This window comes from Streptomyces caniferus, from assembly GCF_009811555.1.
Classification (GTDB): domain Bacteria; phylum Actinomycetota; class Actinomycetes; order Streptomycetales; family Streptomycetaceae; genus Streptomyces; species Streptomyces caniferus.
This window is the reverse complement of record NZ_BLIN01000005.1, coordinates 892,912-910,413: the sequence shown is the minus strand read 5'-3', so window position 1 is coordinate 910,413 and position 17,502 is coordinate 892,912. Positions and strand designations below refer to the sequence as shown.

Annotated in this window: 17 protein-coding genes and 1 pseudogene; 7 read left to right on the top strand and 11 right to left on the bottom strand. The window is 71.5% G+C overall.

The window, feature by feature from the left end; genetic code table 11:
- Positions 1-17 precede the first annotated feature (17 nt).
- The 3 genes and pseudogenes from Scani_RS20555 (at position 18) to Scani_RS20545 (ending at position 4,140) form a co-directional block, all read left to right on the top strand.
- Positions 18-2,549 carry a GcvT family protein gene (locus Scani_RS20555; RefSeq protein WP_159478492.1) on the top strand — a complete coding sequence of 844 codons (2,532 nt, stop codon included), beginning with the start codon at positions 18-20 and terminating at the stop codon, positions 2,547-2,549.
- A gap of 193 nt (positions 2,550-2,742) precedes the next feature.
- Positions 2,743-2,966, top strand: a pseudogene (locus tag Scani_RS20550) (N-methyl-L-tryptophan oxidase); the annotation flags it as partial.
- 10 nt (positions 2,967-2,976) lie between these two features.
- Complete coding sequence (locus Scani_RS20545; RefSeq protein WP_159478491.1) at positions 2,977-4,140, top strand: aromatic ring-hydroxylating oxygenase subunit alpha; 1,164 nt, start codon at positions 2,977-2,979, stop codon at positions 4,138-4,140.
- Positions 4,141-4,145: 5 nt separating this feature from the next.
- Here the strand turns inward: Scani_RS20545 and Scani_RS20540 are convergent, their stop codons facing one another.
- Positions 4,146-4,391, bottom strand: a complete 246-nt coding sequence (locus tag Scani_RS20540) for a hypothetical protein (RefSeq protein WP_159478489.1) — start codon at positions 4,389-4,391, stop codon at positions 4,146-4,148.
- 233 nt (positions 4,392-4,624) lie between these two features.
- On the opposite strand from Scani_RS20540, the gene Scani_RS20535 reads away from it, so the two are divergent.
- Positions 4,625-5,122, top strand: a complete 498-nt coding sequence (locus Scani_RS20535; RefSeq protein ID WP_159478487.1) for a hypothetical protein — start codon at positions 4,625-4,627, stop codon at positions 5,120-5,122.
- A 317-nt stretch (positions 5,123-5,439) separates the two neighbouring features.
- On the opposite strand, the gene Scani_RS20530 is transcribed toward Scani_RS20535, so the two are convergent.
- A complete protein-coding gene (locus Scani_RS20530) occupies positions 5,440-5,694 on the bottom strand; it encodes a hypothetical protein (protein WP_159478485.1) in 255 nt (84 codons plus the stop codon).
- A gap of 160 nt (positions 5,695-5,854) precedes the next feature.
- Complete coding sequence (locus tag Scani_RS20525; RefSeq protein ID WP_159478483.1) at positions 5,855-6,427, bottom strand: RNA polymerase sigma factor; 573 nt, start codon at positions 6,425-6,427, stop codon at positions 5,855-5,857.
- Positions 6,428-6,547: 120 nt separating this feature from the next.
- On the opposite strand from Scani_RS20525, the gene Scani_RS40020 reads away from it, so the two are divergent.
- The gene (locus Scani_RS40020; protein ID WP_167538125.1) at positions 6,548-6,685 is read left to right on the top strand and encodes a hypothetical protein; all 138 of its coding nucleotides are present in this window, start codon (positions 6,548-6,550) and stop codon (positions 6,683-6,685) included.
- Positions 6,686-6,958: 273 nt separating this feature from the next.
- A complete protein-coding gene (locus Scani_RS20520) occupies positions 6,959-7,585 on the top strand; it encodes a GntR family transcriptional regulator (RefSeq protein ID WP_159478481.1) in 627 nt (208 codons plus the stop codon).
- 18 nt (positions 7,586-7,603) lie between these two features.
- Here the strand turns inward: Scani_RS20520 and Scani_RS20515 are convergent, their stop codons facing one another.
- Both Scani_RS20515 and Scani_RS20510 read right to left on the bottom strand, forming a co-directional pair.
- Positions 7,604-8,398, bottom strand: a complete 795-nt coding sequence (locus Scani_RS20515; protein ID WP_159478478.1) for a carbon-nitrogen hydrolase family protein — start codon at positions 8,396-8,398, stop codon at positions 7,604-7,606.
- A 107-nt stretch (positions 8,399-8,505) separates the two neighbouring features.
- Entirely contained in the window at positions 8,506-9,894 is a 1,389-nt protein-coding gene (locus tag Scani_RS20510) for an MFS transporter (RefSeq protein WP_174872732.1), read from the bottom strand.
- A gap of 125 nt (positions 9,895-10,019) precedes the next feature.
- On the opposite strand from Scani_RS20510, the gene Scani_RS20505 reads away from it, so the two are divergent.
- Positions 10,020-10,712 (top strand): DUF2848 domain-containing protein, encoded by a 693-nt coding sequence (locus tag Scani_RS20505; protein WP_159478475.1) that lies wholly within the window; start codon positions 10,020-10,022, stop codon positions 10,710-10,712.
- Positions 10,713-10,817: 105 nt separating this feature from the next.
- Here the strand turns inward: Scani_RS20505 and aspA are convergent, their stop codons facing one another.
- The 6 genes from aspA to Scani_RS20475 all read right to left on the bottom strand — a co-directional run bounded on the left by aspA (position 10,818) and on the right by Scani_RS20475 (position 17,431).
- Positions 10,818-12,239 (bottom strand): aspartate ammonia-lyase, encoded by a 1,422-nt coding sequence (gene aspA, locus Scani_RS20500; protein ID WP_159478472.1) that lies wholly within the window; start codon positions 12,237-12,239, stop codon positions 10,818-10,820.
- A 71-nt stretch (positions 12,240-12,310) separates the two neighbouring features.
- Positions 12,311-13,342, bottom strand: a complete 1,032-nt coding sequence (locus Scani_RS20495) for an asparaginase (protein WP_159478469.1) — start codon at positions 13,340-13,342, stop codon at positions 12,311-12,313.
- 2 nt (positions 13,343-13,344) lie between these two features.
- Positions 13,345-14,970 carry an amino acid permease gene (locus Scani_RS20490; protein WP_246296050.1) on the bottom strand — a complete coding sequence of 542 codons (1,626 nt, stop codon included), beginning with the start codon at positions 14,968-14,970 and terminating at the stop codon, positions 13,345-13,347.
- Positions 14,967-15,704 (bottom strand): FadR/GntR family transcriptional regulator, encoded by a 738-nt coding sequence (locus Scani_RS20485; RefSeq protein ID WP_159478466.1) that lies wholly within the window; start codon positions 15,702-15,704, stop codon positions 14,967-14,969. Before Scani_RS20485 ends, Scani_RS20490 begins: the two co-directional genes overlap by 4 nt.
- 292 nt (positions 15,705-15,996) lie before the next feature.
- Positions 15,997-16,602 (bottom strand): GNAT family N-acetyltransferase, encoded by a 606-nt coding sequence (locus Scani_RS20480; RefSeq protein ID WP_159478463.1) that lies wholly within the window; start codon positions 16,600-16,602, stop codon positions 15,997-15,999.
- 136 nt (positions 16,603-16,738) lie between these two features.
- Positions 16,739-17,431 (bottom strand): response regulator, encoded by a 693-nt coding sequence (locus Scani_RS20475; protein WP_159478460.1) that lies wholly within the window; start codon positions 17,429-17,431, stop codon positions 16,739-16,741.
- Positions 17,432-17,502 lie beyond the last annotated feature (71 nt).

Genomic DNA, 17,502 nt, shown 5'->3' with positions numbered 1-17,502 from the left:
CCAGCAGGAGGAGGGTCATGTCCCGCACGCCCGCACACCGTTCCCGTGTGGTTGTCATCGGTGCCGGCATCGTCGGCTGCTCACTCGCCGACGAGCTGACCGCCCGTGGCTGGACCGAGGTCACCGTCCTCGAACAGGGCCCGCTGCCGGCCCCCGGCGGCTCCACCTCGCACGCCCCCGGCCTGGTCTTCCAGACCGGTCCGTCCAAGACCATGACCGAGTTCGCCGCCTACACCGTCGAGAAGTTCGGCGCCCTGGAAGTGGACGGGCAGTCCTGCTTCCACCCGGTCGGCGGCCTGGAGATCGCCACCACCGAGGCCCGCTGGGCCGATCTGCACCGCAAGGCCGGACTCGCCGCCTCCTGGGGTATCCGCGGTGAACTGCTCTCCCCGCAGCAGTGCCTTCGCCTGTGGCCCATGCTGGATGTGACCAAGCTCTACGGCGGTTTCCACACCCCCGACGACGGCCTGGCCCGCGCGGTGCTCGCCTGCCGCGCCCAGATCGCCCGCGCCGAGAGCCGCGGCGCCCGCTTCCTGGAGCGGCACACCGTCACCGGCATCGAACGGGAGGACGGCCGCGTCACCGGCGTCGCCACCGACCGCGGCACCTTCCCCGCCGACCACGTCGTCTCGGCCGCCGGCTTCTGGGGCCCGGTGATCGGCGCGATGGCCGGGGTGGACGTACCGCTGCTGCCGCTGGCCCACCAGTACGCCACCACCGATCCGCTGCCCGAACTCAGCGGCGTCGATGATTCCCCTGGGGGCACCCCCTGCCAGGGCGAAACCGGGAGGCCGGGGAACGAGGCGAGCAAGCCGATCCTGCGCTTCCAGGACCGCGACCTCTACTTCCGCGAGCACACCGACCGGCTCGGCATCGGCTCCTACGCCCACCGTCCGATGCCCGTCGACCCCTTCGCCGTCCCCGCCTTCGACGAAGCACCCGTGATGCCGTCCTCGCTGCCCTTCACCGAGGACGACTTCGCCCCGAGCTGGCAGGACAGCGTCGGACTGCTGCCCGCGCTGGGCGCCTCGCGGGTGGCCGAGGGCTTCAACGGCGTCTTCTCCTTCACCCCCGACGGGATGCCGGTCCTCGGTGAATCCCGTGAACTGCGCGGCTTCTGGCTCGCCGAGGCGGTCTGGGTCACCCACTCCGCGGGCGTCGCCAAGGCCGTCGCCGAGTGGATGACGGACGGCAGGCCCGCCGTCGACATCCACGAATGCGACCTCTACCGCTTCGAGGACGCCCAGCGCTCGCCCGCCTATGTCGCCGACCGCGGCGCCCAGAGCTTCGTCGAGGTCTATGACGTCATCCACCCGCTCCAGCCCATGGAGCAGCCGCGCCCCCTGCGCACCAGCCCCTTCTACCCGCGCCAGCAGGAGCTCGGCGCGTACTTCCTGGAGGGCGGCGGCTGGGAGCGCCCGCACTGGTACGAGGCCAACGCCCCGCTCACCGAGGGGCTCGCCCTCCCCGAGCGCGACGCCTGGTCCGCCCGCTACTGGTCGCCGATCGCCGCCGCCGAGGCCAGGGCCACCCGCGAGAAGGTCGCCCTGTACGACATGACCCCGCTGCGCAGGCTGGAGGTCACCGGGCCCGGTTCCCTCGCCTTCCTCCAGCGGATGACCAGCAACAACCTCGCGAAGAAGCCGGGCGCGGTCACCTACACCCTGCTCCTGGACGAGACCGGCGGCATCCGCTCCGACCTCACCGTCGCCCGGCTCGCTCCGGACCGCTTCCAGGTCGGCGCCAACAGCGGAGCCGACCTCGACTGGCTGCTGCGGCACGCCGCGGATGGGGGCCCCTCCCGCTCGAGCGAAGCCGAGAGTGGGGGAGTACAGGTCCGCGACATCACCTCCGGCACCTGCTGCATCGGCGTTTGGGGCCCGCTCGCCCGCGACCTGGTCCAGCCGCTCACCCGCGACGATTTCTCCCACCAGGCCTTCGGCTACTTCAGGGCGAAGCAGACCTACCTCGGCCATGTCCCGGTCACCGCGATGCGCCTCAGCTACGTCGGCGAGCTCGGCTGGGAGCTGTACACCACCGCCGACCTGGGACTGCGCCTGTGGGACACGCTCTGGGAAGCGGGCCGGGAGCTCGGGGTGATCGCCGCCGGGCGCAGCGCCTTCAACAGCCTCCGGCTGGAGAAGGGTTACCGCGCCTGGGGCCATGACATGACCACCGAGCACCACCCGTACGAGGCCGGTGTCGGGTTCGCCGTCCGCCCCGCCAAGGGCGACTTCATCGGCCGCGAAGCACTGGAGGGCCACAGCGAGGAGACCGTGGCGCGCAGGCTCAGCTGCCTCACCCTCGACGACCCCTCGGCCGTCGTCCTCGGCAAGGAACCCGTCCATGTCGACGGCGTACCGGCCGGCTACGTCACCTCCGCCGCCTACGGCTACAGCCTCGGCCGGTGCGTCGCCTACGCCTGGCTGCCGGCCGCCGCGGCGGTCCCCGGCACCGCCGTCCACATCGAGTACTTCGGAGAGAAGATCCCCGCGACCGTCGCCCAAGAGCCCCTCTTCGACCCGCAGATGGAACGTATCCGCAGGTAGCGGCCCCGTGAGCCACCGGTGGCCCGCTGGTCCTCCATGATCCACCGGTGAACCGCCCGCCCCCCCCGTCCGCAGAAGGAGCAACCGCATGGCTCCCCCCTACGACGTCATCGTCCTCGGCCTGGGCTTCGGCTTCGGCCTCGGCGGCACGGGCAGCGCCGTGGCCCACGATGCGGGGGCGCATCCGGCCGGCAAGGCCGCCACCCGCAGGTACTCCCACATTCCCGACGAGCACTGCGTGCTCACCCGGCACCCGGCTCTCCGGAGACCGTGACCGTAGCCTGCGGTTTCTCCGGACACGGCTTCAAGTTCCTCCCCGTGGTCGGCGAGATCGTCACGGATCTCGCGCTGACCGGGGCCACCGCGCACCCCATCGAGCTGTTCGACCCCCGTCGGCCCGCCGCCGCGGCCGCTTGAGGAGACCGCCATGACGACCACCCACACCGAGCCCTCGCCGGCCGCCGCCCCGTCCGCGGCCTCTCCGAGCCTGATCTCCACCCTCGCCGGCCGCTACTACACCGACCCCGACATCTTCCGGCAGGAGCAGGAGAAGATCTTCGAACGGCTGTGGTTCTGCGCGGTCCGCAGCGCCGACCTGGGAAAGCCCGGCGCCTTCCGTACGGTCCGGATCGGCCGGGAGAGCGTGCTGATCACGCGTAACCGGGCCGGCGAACTGCGTGCCTTCCTCAACATCTGCCGGCACCGCGGCGCGCAACTGTGCACCGAGGAGTCCGGCGAGGTCCGCCGCAACCTCCAGTGCCCCTACCACGCCTGGACCTACGACCTCGACGGCCGGCTGGTGGCCGCCCCCAACCTGCAGAAGATGCCGGACATCGACCGCACCGAACGCGGTCTGGTCACCGTCCCCCTCCGCGAATGGCTCGGCTACGCCTGGGTGTGCCTGGCCGACGATCCGCCGTCCTTCGAGGACACCGTGATCGGCGCGGCCGTCGAGCGGCTGGGCGACGCCGCCTGCCTCGACCGCTACCGCACCGAAGGGCTCGCCCTGGGCAAGCGCCTCACCTATGACGTGCGCGCCAACTGGAAGCTCATCATCGAGAACTTCATGGAGTGCTACCACTGCGGCACCATCCACCCCGAACTCACCGAAGTCCTCCCGGAGTTCGCCGACGGCTTCGCCGCCCAGTACTACGTCGGCCACGGCGCGGCGTTCTCCGAGGAGGCCACCGGATTCACCGTGGACGGCACCGAGGGCTTCGGCCGGCTCCCCGGCATCGAGGACACCCAGGACCGCCGCTACTACGCGATCACCGTCCGGCCGCAGGTGTTCGTCAACCTCGTCCCGGACCACGTCATCGTCCACCGGATGTTCCCCATGGCCCCCGACCGCACCGTCGTCGAATGCGACTGGCTGTATCTGCCCGAGGTCGTCGACTCCGGTGCCGACCTCTCCAAGTCCGTCGAGCTCTTCCACCGCGTCAACGCCCAGGACTTCGACGCCTGCGAACGCACCCAGCCCGCCATGAGCTCCCGCGCCTACCGCGCCGGCGGCGTGCTGGTGCCCAGCGAGCACCACATCGGCGCCTTCCATCACTGGGTCACCGACCGCCTGGCGGAGACGCGTACCTGACCCGCTCATCGACGGCCGCCCGCGAACCGCACTCGGCGAGCGGAACGCACCCGGGAGATCCGCTGCCCCGCCCCGACGACAGCCTGCCGCGGTCGGCGACGGGGGCGGCGGTACCCGCCGAACGCTCCGTCGAGCGGCCCGGACGGCATGAACCCGGTCAGGCCGTCGCCGCACAGCTCCAGCAACCAGTCGGTGCTACCGGAGGGCGCGAGCGGCCACAGGACTGACAGCGGGTTCTCATCCTCGGGCATGCATTCATGATCCCAGCCGTGGCCACGGGCCCTTGACGGGTCGACGCCGCACAACTGTCCCGTCGCGACGGCGCGTTCCCCGTGTGCCCGGTTGAATACCGGTAGGGGACCTCGACAGGCGGACTTGAGGTATGAGCTCTCGGCACGCCGGCCTGCCAGTTGGCTGATCGCTCGCCCGCACGGCTGTGTCCCCGGGGGAGTGGAGCGGTGGAGTGTGGCTCTAGGGTGCTCGGGTGGGCAGTGCGATATCGCGTGAGGCGAGCGGGGACAGAAGTCAGCAGAAGAAGCCGAAGCCGGCACGGGGATGGCGGGTTACCGGGCTGCTGCTCGGTCTGGTGATCGCCTTTGCCGGTGCCGACGCGGTCCTCGTCAGCGCTGTCCACGGTGCGCAGGCAACTGGTCTGGTGGGCACACGGGGCACCTTCACGGTCGACTACTGCACCGACACCAACCCCAGCAGGAAGAATTCCGACTACGAGTGCGGTGGGGTGTTCGTCCCTCGCGGTGGGGTCGTCGACGACGGGTGGCACGGAAGGCTGGAGAACGCGGACGACTATCCGGCCGGTGAGAAGCTGGACGTGGTCGAGACCTGGCTGGGCAGCGACATGCGCTTCCGCGAGGTCGGTGTCGGGGCGGCCTTGGCTTCCGTCATGTGGCTCTGCTTCGGACTGGTGATTCTCGCGATGGGTGCTTTCCAAGTCCGCAAATGGGCCAAGAGCTTCAAGAAATAGCCAGGGGCGGGGCAGTGCGGGACGGGGCGGTGCCGCTCATGAATCCCGCTGTCGTCCAGCTCGTGCGCGTAATGGACTGGTTGGCGCAGCAGCCTCCCCCATGGGGCTGCTGCGCCCGCTCAGTTCTTCGTCCGCCTATGCCTGTGCCTCTGCGCACTGCTCGATGTCTTGCGGCCACCCCCGTACAGGGCCGCAAGGCATGCAGACGTGGGCCAGTAGTAGCCGCCACAGAGGTACGCGGAGAGCAATGAGCCATGAGGCGATCGCGTTCTGAGGCCCGATCGCTAAGTAATTCCGGCGGGAGGGGCGGCGTTCTTTCACCGGTACACCGCCGGTCGGTCTCGGTCGGTTCCCTGCCCGGACTCGTACCAGGCAATCGGTGAGTCGTAGGAGGGGTCGTAGGTGCCGTCGGTTTCGGGATCATCTGTGCCCGCGCTGTTCGCGAGGTCGGAAAGTGCCCGGTACAGCGCCTCACCCTCGTCTTCTCTGCCCCAGGTCGGAGGAATGAGCTGGTCCCCCTCTCGGAGGTAGGCCAGCACCCTCTCGTGGGGAGAGGAATGACGGTCGTCCATACAATGCTCCAAACACGGTCGGTTCGCGGTGTAGCCACCGCGCTGAAGACACGGCCTGTGCGCTACGGCTGCATGTCCTCAGCTCGGGTTCCATCCGCCCGACACACATGGCCGGGGCGCGGCGGCCGCCGGAGACAGCCGCCGGGAGCCCGGTCCTGGTCTACGCAGGTTCCGCTTCCTCGTCGCCCTGCTGGAGCTTGGCCTTCGCCTCGGCTTCAGCCAGCTCCCTGCTCACGGTTGCCGAGGAGATCTCCAGCAGTTCGGCGATCTCGGTGCCCTTCAGACGCCACACGTGCTTGAGCTCCCAGACGGCGGCCTGGCGGTTGTTGGCGATCGCCGCCTTCACCGACTCCAGCAACTCCAGGTACTCCAGCCCGGCGGCCGGATCCACACCCAACGGGCGGGCGTCTTCCGGGAGTTCGCCGTACGGCCGCTCCAGGCAGGCGTGCCTGCGCCGGTAATGGCTGTAGATCTTGTTGCGGGCCACCACCGTCGCAAAGACGATGACCGGCTTCGCGAACTTCGTGCCCTTGCGGAACTCGTGGAAGACGGCAAGACACACCTCCTGGGTGATGTCCTGCGCCAGGTGGTAGTCATGGGTGATCCGAGTGACCGAGGCGATCAACCGCGGTTCGATGGTCCGCAGCGCCGCCTTCAGCTCCTCTTCCCTGTCTTCCGACAGCCGAGGGGGCGGATCCACGGAGCAGTTCCCGTCCCCAGAGCGCTGTCCCATGTCGTCCCTTTCCTCATACCGGGCACCAACCCCGGGCTCGCTTACAGGACGCGCCGACCGCTCGGGTTTTTTCATGATCCGGGCATGAAAATCTCCCCGCTTCGCACGAGTCCTGAAGGCATGGACCTTCGTACTGCCTTCGTTCTCACCCTTGGCGGCCTCGCCGTCTGTCTCGCCTACGGCAACCCGGAGTTGGGTGCCGCGATCGGCATCGGCGCTGTGGTGGTCACTCTTCTCCTGATGCTCCTGAAGAAGTGAGCGGGTGGGGGCGAGAGGGCCTACGTGCTGCGGCGCCGCATAGGGAGGGTGGGGGCGGCAGATGGTGGTGGCTCTTGTGCCGACATGCTGCGGGAGGATGCGAGGCGCTGTCGGCGGGAGCCGTGGGCGCCGGGCGGGGGTGCGCACCGCTCCGGGCGCCGCCGCCCGGTGCCGGGGCGCCGCGCCGCGAGCGACCGTCCGCCGCCCACCGTGTAGCCTTCGCATACAGGTTGTATGCAGTGATGACGGCTCACGAGTGGGGGAGAGCGGGCGATGCAGTCGGGGCGCGAGAAGGCCTACGCGTATCTCAAGGACAGCGTGCTGACCGACCCGGAGATGCAGGACCGGTTCCTGTCCGAGCAGGAGATCGCGGACCGGATCGGCGTCTCGCGTACCCCGATCCGCGAGGCCCTGCTGCTGCTCGCCGCCGAGGATCTGGTGCGGCTGGTCCCCAAGCGCGGCGCGCATATCGCCCCGCTGTCCGGCCGCGAGATCAGGGACCTGATGGAGATGCGCGGTCTGATCGAGCGCTTCGCCGCGGAGCGTACGACGGATCGCGGGACGGCGCCCGTCGACGAGATGGCGGACATCCTCGCCCACCAGGACACCCTGCGGGGCGAGGAGACCACCAAGGAGTTCATCGCCGCCGACCACCGTTTCCACGCCACCCTGGTCGCCGCCGTCGGCAACACGCTGATGAGCCGCCAGTACGACGCCCTGCGCAGCCGCCAGATCCGGGCCGGCGTCCTCGCCCTCTACCGGTCGGGCAACCGCCAGGACGAGGTGCTCGCCGAGCACCGGCAGATCCTCGACTGCCTGGTGGCCGGGGATGCCGCGGCCGCCTGTGCGGCCATCGACAGCCACATCCAGGCGACCCAGCACATCCTCCTGGCCGCCTGACCCGGCGGCGGTCGGGGCCTACAGCTTCCGGTTGTCCAGCACCGCCACGGCCCGCCTGACCCGCCTGGCCTCCTCGGGGTCCACGTCCCCGATCAGCAGGTCGGCCGTGCCGCCCAGCCGGCCCCGGACGGTCCCGTCGGGCCCGATCAGCGCGCTGTGCCCGACACCGTTCGGTGCCTCGGCGGGCGCCTCCGGATCGGCCTGCGGATCCGGGGCGGCCTGGTCCACGGCCGCCAGCCAGACGGTCGCGTCCAGGGCGCGTGCCCGCACCAGCAGGTCCCACTGCGCACGCTTGCCCGGTCCCGCGGCCCAGGAGGCGGGCAGCAGCGAGAGCGTCGCCCCCGCGTCCGCGTGCGCCCGGAACAGCTCGGGGAACCGCAGGTCGTAGCACGTCGCCAGGCCCACCCGGACGTCGTCGACGTCGATGGTGACCACGCGGTCGCCCGGGGCGACCGTGTCGGACTCCCGGAAGCCGAACGCGTCATACAGATGGATCTTGTCGTAGGACTCCTCGACCCCCGGTCCGGTGGCCAGCAGGGTGTTGGCCACCCGCCCGTCGGGCCGGGGGGTGAACATGCCCGCCACCACCGTCGCCCCCGTCTCCCGGGCCACCGCCCGTACGCCCTCGGCCCACGGCCCGTCCAACGGCTCGGCCACCTGCGCGAGCGGTGTCCCGAACCGCACCATGGCCGCCTCGGGAAGGACCACCAGCCGGGCCCCCTCGCGTGCCGCGCGACGGACCTGGTCCTGGACGTCCGCGAGGTTCTCCTTCGGATCGGTCGATGCCGTCATCTGGCACAGCGCGATGCGCATGCGGATCTCTCTTCTCTCGTGCCGATCGGTGCCGATCGGTGCCGATCGGGTCGGTCGGGCGGTCGGTGTCGTCTCGTCGTGCGGAAGCCGGTGCCGGGCGGGTGGCCTCAGCGGCCGGGTGTCTCCTTGATCATCCTCCCCGGCGACCGCCCGGCGCCCTTCGCCGGGGAGGTGTACTCCTCGTCCTCATCGTGCGCCGGATCCCGCCCCAGCAGCACGCCCAGGACGGTGACCGCGGCGGTCCCGGCGAGGTACAGCGCCAGCGGCAGCCAGCTGCCGAAGGAGCCCAGCAGCGCGGTGAACAGCAGCGGAGCGACGGCCCCGCCGATCACCCCGGCCAGCGTGTACGCCAGCGACGACCCGGTGTAGCGCAACCGCGGGGTGAACTGCTCGGCGACGAACGCGGCCTGCGGCCCGTACAGCAGGGAGTGGATCGCCAGCGCCACCACCACGCCCAGCACCAGCAGCCCCCAGGAACCGCTGTCCGCCATCGGGAAGAACACGAAGGGCCACACCGCCGCGGCGACCGCGCCACCGAGGTACATCCGGCGCCGGTTCCAGCGGTCCGACAGCGCCCCGGCCAGCGGGATCAGCACGATCTGCAGCGCCGAGCCGATCAGTACGGCCGCCAGTGCCTTGCCGCGGGGCAGGCCCAGCTGCTCGGTGGCGTAGGTGAGGACGAAGACGGTGAACATCGCGTAGAGCACGTCCGGCGCGACCCGGCTGAGGACCGCGGCCACCAGGGCCCGCGGCTGGGTCGTGAACACCTCGCGGATGGGCGCCTCGGGCCGGTCGCCGCTCGCCTCCATGGCCCGGAAGACCGGCGTCTCCTCCAGGCGCAGCCGGATCCACAGCCCGAAGACCACCAGGACGCCGGAGAGCAGGAAGGCGATCCGCCAGCCCCAGGCCAGGAACTGCTGCTCGGTCAGGAGCGAGCCGAGGGCCGCCAGCACACCGTTGGCCATCAGATTGCCGGCGGGCGGGCCGATCTGCGCCGCCGAGGCCCAGAAGCCGCGGCTGCGGGAGTCCGCGTACTCGCTGGTCAGCAGCACGGCGCCGCCCCACTCGCCGCCGACGCCGACGCCCTGGGCGAAGCGCAGCAGGACCAGCGCCGCCGGCGCGGCCGGGCCGATGGCGGCCTGGGTGGGCAGCAGACCGATCAGCAGCGTCGCGGTCCCGATCAGCACCAGCGTCGCCACCAGCACCTTCTTGCGGCCGATGACGTCCCCGAGCCGCCCGAAGAGGAACCCGCCGAGCGGTCGCGAGATATAGCCGACCGCGTAGGTGGAGAACGCCAGCAGGGTGCCGGTCAGCGGGTCGGCCGAGGGGAAGAAGAGCTTGCCGAAGACCAGTGCCGAGGCGGCCGAGTAGACCGCGAAGTCGTACCACTCCAGCGAGGTGCCGGTCAGGCTGGCGACGAAGGCGCGCACCAGGGCGCCACGGTCGGGTCGGGGCGCCTCGGGGAGCTGCGTCCCGCGGTGTTCTTCGTTGTCCATGGGTCAGGGCCACCTCGGAGTCGGTTGCTGCACTGCAGGGCATACTTGCTGTATACAAGGCGTATGCGCAACCCTTCCGGGGAGCGAATTCACTTCCGCGCAACCCACTGTGACCTGGAGGAACCATGGCCGCTCTGACCTTCGAGCTCCCTGACGGCACGCGGCGCAGGGTCGAGGTGTCGAGGCTGCTCAACGCCGGGTACGCCGGCCGCAGCCAGGACGATGTGGCCGCCCACGTCGCGGAACTGGCCGAGCTCGGCGTGCCCGCACCGTCCACCGTCCCCGCCCTCTACCCGGTCGCGCCCTACCTGGGCCAGCAGACCGCCGAGGTGCCGGTGCAGCACGCCCGCACCTCGGGCGAGGCGGAGTGGGCACTCGTCGTGGACGAGACCGGAGATCTGCTGCTCACCGCCGCCTGCGACCACACCGACCGGGCGCTGGAGGCGCACGGCGTGGCCTGGAGCAAGAACGCCGGGCCCGATGTGCTCGCCCGTACGGCATGGCGCCTGGCCGAGGTCGCCGACCGCCTCGACAGCCTGACCCTGCGCGCGTGGGTGACCCCCGTCGGGGGTGGCGAGGAGGTCCTCCTCCAGGACGGAACGGCGGGCGAGCTGCTCACCCCCGGCTACTGGACCGAGGTCCTGCGCGAGCGCGGTGAGCTGCGGCCCGGCACGGTCCTGATATCGGGCACCATCCCGATGCGGGCGGGGGTCGACCAGTTCGCGTCCCGCTGGCGCGTCGAACTCGCCGACCCGGCCACCGGGAGGGTCATCGCGCTCGCCTACGACGTCGTCCCGATGCCGGAACCGGTCGGCTGACCGGCGCGCGCACCGGCAGCCCGCCCACGAGCACGGGCCGGGCGGGCACCCCGAGGGAGTGCCCGCCCGGCCCGTACGTCCGGTGGCGCCGTGGTCCGCGGGGACTCAGACGCCGGCCGCGTCCCTGCCCGTGCCGGCGATCTCCTCCGGGCGCAGCAGCGCGGCGAGCCGGTCGGCCGGGAGCAGCCCCTGTTCCAGGACCAGTTCGGCGACTCCGCGGCCGGTGGCGAGCGCCTCCTTGGCGATCGCGGTGGCGGCGGTGTAGCCGATGTGCGGGTTGAGGGCGGTGACCAGCCCGATGGAGTTCTGCACGCTCGCGCGCAGCGTCTCGGTGTTGGCGGTGATGCCCGAGACGCAGCGCTCGGCGAGGGTGCGGCAGGCGGCCCCCAGGTGGGTGATGCTCTCCGAGAGGGAGTGCAGGATCACCGGCTCGAAGGCATTGAGCTGGAGCTGGCCCGCCTCGGCGGCCATGGTGATGGTGACGTCGTTGCCGATGACCTCGAAGGCCACCTGGTTGACGACCTCGGGGATCACCGGGTTGACCTTGCCGGGCATGATGCTCGAACCGGCCTGCACCGGCGGCAGGTTGATCTCCGCGAGGCCCGCCCGCGGGCCGGACGAGAGCAGCCGCAGATCGTTGCAGCTCTTGGAGAGCTTGACGGCGACGCGCTTGAGGACACCCGACAGATGGACGAACGCCCCGCAGTCCTGGGTGGCCTCGACGAGGTTGGCGGCGGTGACCAGGGGCAGTCCGGTCAGGGCGGCCAGGTGCCCGCGGGCCGCTTCGGCGTAGCCCTTGGGGGCGTTGAGACCGGTGCCGATGGCCGTGGCGCCGAGGTTGATCTCATGGATCAGCAGCACGGCCTCCGCCAGCCGGCTCTGGTCCTCCTCCAGCATCACCGCGTAGGCCGAGAACTCCTGGCCCAGGGTCATCGGCACCGCGTCCTGGAGCTGGGTGCGCCCCATCTTGAGGATGTCGCGGAACTCCTCGGCCTTGGCCGCGAAGGCCTCGCGCAGGACGGTCATCGAGTCGAGCAGTTCCCGTACGGCGATGATCGTGGCGACGTTGACGGCCGTCGGGTAGACGTCGTTGGTCGACTGGCTGAGGTTGACGTGCTCGTTGGGGTGCAGATGGCGGTGGTCGCCCTTGTCGTGGCCCAGGATCTCCAGCGCCCGGTTGGCGATCACCTCGTTGGCGTTCATGTTCGTCGAGGTCCCGGCACCGCCCTGGATGACATCGACGACGAACTGGTCGTGCAGCTGCCCGCCGGCCCGGATCTCCCGGCAGGCGGCGGCGATCGCGTCGGCCCGCTCGTGATCGAGCAGCCCGAGGTCCTCGTTGGCCCGGGCGGCGGCCTCCTTGACGGCGGCGAGCGCATTGATCAGGTGCGGGTAGGTGGAGATCGGCGTACCGGTGATGGGGAAGTTCTCCACGGCGCGCAGGGTGTGGACGCCCCAGTACGCGTCGGCGGGTATCTCGCGGTCGCCGAGCAGATCGTGTTCGCGGCGGTGGCCGGCGGCAGTCATGGTGCAGGTGGTCCTTCGTGAGGTGGGGGAGGGGAGAGGGGGCCGGAGGCCGGGGCGGAAGTGACGTGGCGTCAGGTGCGGTGCGAGGTCAGCGCCTCCGTCGCCCGGAGCGCGCCGACCGGGGCGCCGCCACCGATGACGGGCGCGGCGGCGAAGGGGGCGAGGACGTCGGGGTCGACTCCGCAGTGCGCCAGGGCGGCCGCCGTCACCGGCATCCGGGCGCGGTCGGCGCCGTCGGCTATCTTCACGCCCACCGCCCGCCCGTCCGGCAGCGCCGCGATCTGTACCCCCTCGAAGCCGTCCTTCGCGAGCAGGCCCGGCACCGCCCGCACCAGGCGGGCCACGTCCCGGGTGCTGCCGGAGACCATCTCCGGGTGGGTGCGCATGGCGTGGGCGACCCTGCCCTCGTCGGTGCCGGGGGCGGCCGTCGCCAGCCGGGCGGCGGCCCGGGTCAGACCGTGCAGGGACACGGAGAACAGTGGTGCGCCACAGCCGTCGACCGTGACCCGGGCGATGCGCCGGCCGGTGAGGTCCGCCACGGTTGCGGCGAGCTCCTCCTGCAACGGGTGCCCGGGGTCCAGGTAGTCGTCCAGGCGCCATCCCCGGGTGCGGGCCGTCAGCAGCATGGCCGCGTGCTTGCCCGAGCAGTTCTGGGCGAGGCGGGTGGGCCCGAGGCCGCGCCGGATCCACTCGTCCCGTACGGCCGGGTCGTACGGCAGATCGGGGACGTTGCGCAGGTCGTCCTCGGTCAGTTGGCCGAGCGCCAGGATGTCCCGGGCGCCGGCCAGGTGCCGTTCCTCGCCGGAGTGGCTGGCCGCGACGAGGGCCAGCAACGGGTCGTCCAGCGGCGGCAGTCCCGCGCGCAGCAGGCCGACCGCCTGGAGCGGCTTGAGCGCCGAGCGCGGGTAGAACGCGGCCTCGATGTCGCCCGCCCGGAACTGCACGCTCCCGTCGGCCGCCAGCACCACGACCGAGCCGTGGTGGACGCCCTCGACGAGTCCGCCGCGCACCACATGGGCGACGGGAACGTGGGCCGGTTCGCGGATCTCGGGCGGTTCGCCCGGAGCGCGGTGCGGCGGCAGGGTGGTGATGGTCTTGCTCATGATCAGTTCTCGGTACTTTCAGTGCTGTTGGTGCTGTTGGTGCTGTTGGTGCCGTGGGTGTCTTGGGTGTCTTGGGTGTGCGGGGTGTGTGCCGCGTCGCTGGGGCGCGCCGCCGGGCCGGTGCCGTCGGTGGCCGCCGGCCCGCCGCTGCCGCCCGCCGCCGCGTCCCGGAGGGCACCGACCCGGCCCCGTACCAGGAACCAGCCGGCGACCAGTGCGGCCGCGATCGCGGGCAGGGCGAGCACGGTGGTACGGCCGGCCCCGCCATCGGCCCACATCAGCACCAGGACGAGGGCCAGGAAGACCAGCGTCACGCTCTCGGTCCAGGGCGAGCCCGGGAGCCGGTAGCCGGGGCGGACGAGCAGCCCGGCCCGGGCCTTCCGCCAGAAGAGCAGATGACACACCATGATCATTGCCCAGGTGCTGAGGATGCCGATCGCCGCGAAGTTCAGCACGATCTCGAACGCCTCGCTCGGCACGACGTAGTTGAGGCCCACGCCCAGGACGCAGATCCCCGAGGTGAGCAGGATGCCGCCGTAGGGGACCTGGCTGCGGCTCATCACCCCGGTGAACCGCGGCGCGGAGCCGGACATCGCCATCGAGCGCAGAATGCGGCCGGTGGAGTAGAGGCCGGAATTGAGGCTGGACATCGCGGCGGTGAGCACGACGAGGTTCATCACACCGCCCGCGGCCGGGATCCCTACACGGGACAGCACGGTGACGAAGGGGCTCTCCGCGGCCGAGTACGAGCTCCAGGGCAGCAGCATCGCCAGCAGCACCACCGAGCCGACGTAGAACAGGGCCACCCGCCACATGATGGAGTTGATCGCCCTGGGCATGATCTTCTCCGGCTCCGCGGTCTCGCCCGCCGTGACGCCGACCAGCTCGACCGAGGCATAGGCGAACACCACGCCCTGGATGACCAGCAGCATCGCCAGGGTGCCGGTCGGGAAGAGCCCGCCGTGGTCGGCGATCAGCGCGGGGCCGGGGGTGTGGCCGCCGACCGGGTGCTGGGTGACGAGCAGGAAGATGCCGATCAGCATGAAGACGACCAGCGCACCCACCTTGACGATCGCGAACCAGAATTCCAGCTCGCCGAAGATCTTCACGGAGATGAGGTTCACGGTCAGCACGACCGCGAGCGCGATCAGTGCGATCACCCACTGCGGGACCGTCGAGAACATGCCCCAGTAGTGCGTATAGGTCGCCACCGCGGTGATGTCGGCGATGCCGGTGGTCGCCCAGTTCAGGAAGTACATCCAGCCCGCGACGAACGCCCCCTTCTCGCCGAGGAATTCGCGGGCGTACGACACGAACGCACCCGAGGACGGCCGGTGCAGCACCAGCTCGCCCAGGGCCCGCACCACCAGGAACGCGAACAGGCCGCAGACCGCGTACGCCACCGCCAGCGACGGCCCGGCACCGGCGAGCCGGCCGCCCGCGCCGAGGAAGAGCCCGGTGCCGATGGCCCCGCCGATCGCGATCATGTTGACGTGCCGGGACGTGAGGGACTTCTGGTACCCGGCGTCACCGGCATCGACATGCCCGCCCGCCGGCCGCTGCGCGGTCTCCTGCCCCGCGCCCTGTTGTTGCTGCCGTTCCGCCTGCCGGAGGGGTTGCTCGCTCACGCGTGGTCCTCGTCTTCCGTGGAGGGGTCCGTACGGTGCGGTGGCCGCACGATGGTGGTCAGCGTCGTCTCGACGCGGGCGAGGTGGTGCCGCATGGCTTCCACCGCGTCGTGCTCGGAGCTGTCGACGAGGGCCTCGACGATCGCCCGGTGCTCCCGGTTCGACTGCTCGCGCCGCCCGCCGAGCTCGTTGAGGAAGGCCGACTGGCGGGCCAGCGCATCGCGGATCTCCTCGATGACCCGGCGGAAGACCGGATTGCGGGCCGCCTGGGCGACGGCGAGATGGAAGAGGGAGTCCATCGCCACCCATGCCGTGGTGTCGGTCTCCTGCTCCATCCGCTCCAGCAGGTGGGTCAGCTGGTCGAGGTCCTCCGGCGTACGGCGCACCGCCGCGTAACCGGCCACCGGGATCTCGACGTGCCGGCGCACCTCCAGGAGGTCGCTCGCCGCGTAGTCGCCGAAGGTCGGGTCCGCCACCGCGCCGTCGGAGACGACGAAGGTGCCCTTGCCGGTACGCGAGACGGTCAGCCCCATGGTCTGGAGCGCGCGCAGCGCCTCCCGGAGCACGGGTCTGCTCACTTCCAGCCGACGGCAGAGCTCCGCCTCCGAGGGCAGTTTGTCCCCGACCGCGTAGTCGCCCCGCTCGATGGCACCGCGCAAGTGGTGGAGGACCGCTTCCATCGCGCTGATCCGCCGGGGCACATCGCCAGCTGTCTGGCTGTCTGACAGGTTCACCCCGGGATCGTCCGACCTGGTTGGGGCAGCTGTCAAGGGGTGGGGCGGGAGTGATGTGCCCGGGGCTTGTGCAGGGCAGGGGCCCTGACCTGGTCGCGGGCCTGGTCGCGGCGCCGCGGCCGACGTCGCCCGGGCCGGTTGGGAACCGGGGGCGGCGCCCGTGCGGACCCGGGGCGGCGCCTGTGCGGACCCGGCGCCGGGGCGCCCCGCGCCGTCGGCGTGCGCACGTCCTCCGCGCCGTTCCGCCCGCATCGGCGTCCCCAGGTCGCCGCCACGTCCCGTGACGACGCCGCTACGGCAGGTGCGGCGCTTCCTCGGCGCGCGGTCCGTCGCCGCGGAAGTCCAGCATGTAGAAGACCTTGTCGTAGTGGCGTCCGCCCATCGCCACGAAGTCGGGGAGGCGGCCGTACTCGCGGAAGCCGAGCGACCGGTAGAGGTCCAGCGCCCTGGTGTTGTCGGCCCGCGCGTCCAGGGTGAGGACCCCGACCCCGGCATCCCGGGCGTCCTCGACCAGGGCGCGGGTCAGCGACCGGCCGACGCCCCGGCCATGGGCCTCGGACGCCACCGCGAGCTTCTCCAGGTCCGCGTGCTGCCGGCTGGTCGGACGGGCGTAGCGCAGCCAGTACCCCAGGCCGACCAGCCGCCGGCCGGCGTAGGCCGCGCGCAGCGCCCCGTCCCCGTCCCGCGCGGCCCGCAGTACCCGGTCGACCAGCTCCGCCACCTCGTCCGCCGGGGGCGGGTCGGTCCAGCCGAGCGGTGCGCCGCCGCGGACCAGGTCCGCCAGGATCCGGTGCGCCGCCGCGGCGAAGCCCGCCGCCAACTCCGGATCGGCGGTCAGTCGTATCGCGTCGAGGAGGTCCGGCTCGGGGCCCGCCTCGCCGGGAGTCGCAGCATTCATGAGCGCAGCCTAGGTCGTGATCACTGCACGGAGGACGTGCCCTCCACGTTCCGTCCGGCTCGTGGCAGAACCCCGCGGCCGGGGACGGGCGGGCGGACGGGCCGCGGGCCGTGCGGGCCGGTGCGCGGAGGCCGGGTCAGCGGGTGCGTGCCCAGCGGTAGCGGTGTTCGGGGCGTCCGGTGTCGCCGTATTTGAGGGTGAGAGTGATGTGGCCGCTGCGTTCGAGGTGTTTGAGGTAGCGCTGGGCCGTGGAGCGGCTGACGCCGGCGCGTTCGGCGACCTCGTGGGCGGACAGCGGGTGCCCGGTCGCGTCCAGGACACGGCGGATCAGATCGACGGTCGCCGCCGAATGGCCCTTGGGGAGCTCCGTGTGCGGGGCGTCGGTGGTCCGGAAGGCGCCGAAGATCCGGTCCACCTGCTCCTGGCCCGCCTCGCCGCGGCCCCCCACGCCCTCCACGGTCCGGCGCAGCGCCGCATAGCCGTCGAGCTTGGCGCGCAGCCCGGAGAAGCCGAACGGCTTGACGAGATACTGCAGCGCACCGGAGCGCATCGCGTCCTGGACCGTGGCGACGTCCCGGGCCGCCGTCACCATGATCACGTCGGTGCGGTGGCCGAGCTGGCGCAGCCGTCGTATCAGCGCCAGGCCCGTTTCGTCGGGCAGGTAGTGGTCGAGCAGCACCAGGTCGACCGGGGTGCGTTCCAGGGCGGCCAGCGCCTGCGCGGCGGTGTGGGCGCGGCCGGCGACCCGGAAGCCGGACACCTGGGACACATACGCGGCATTGATCTCGGCGACGTGGAAGTCATCGTCCACGACCAGGACATCGATCATCGTGACGCTCCGCTCGGCAGGGGTCTTCGCTCCGGCGGCTCCGCCCGTTCATGGAGCCCCGCCCGTTCACG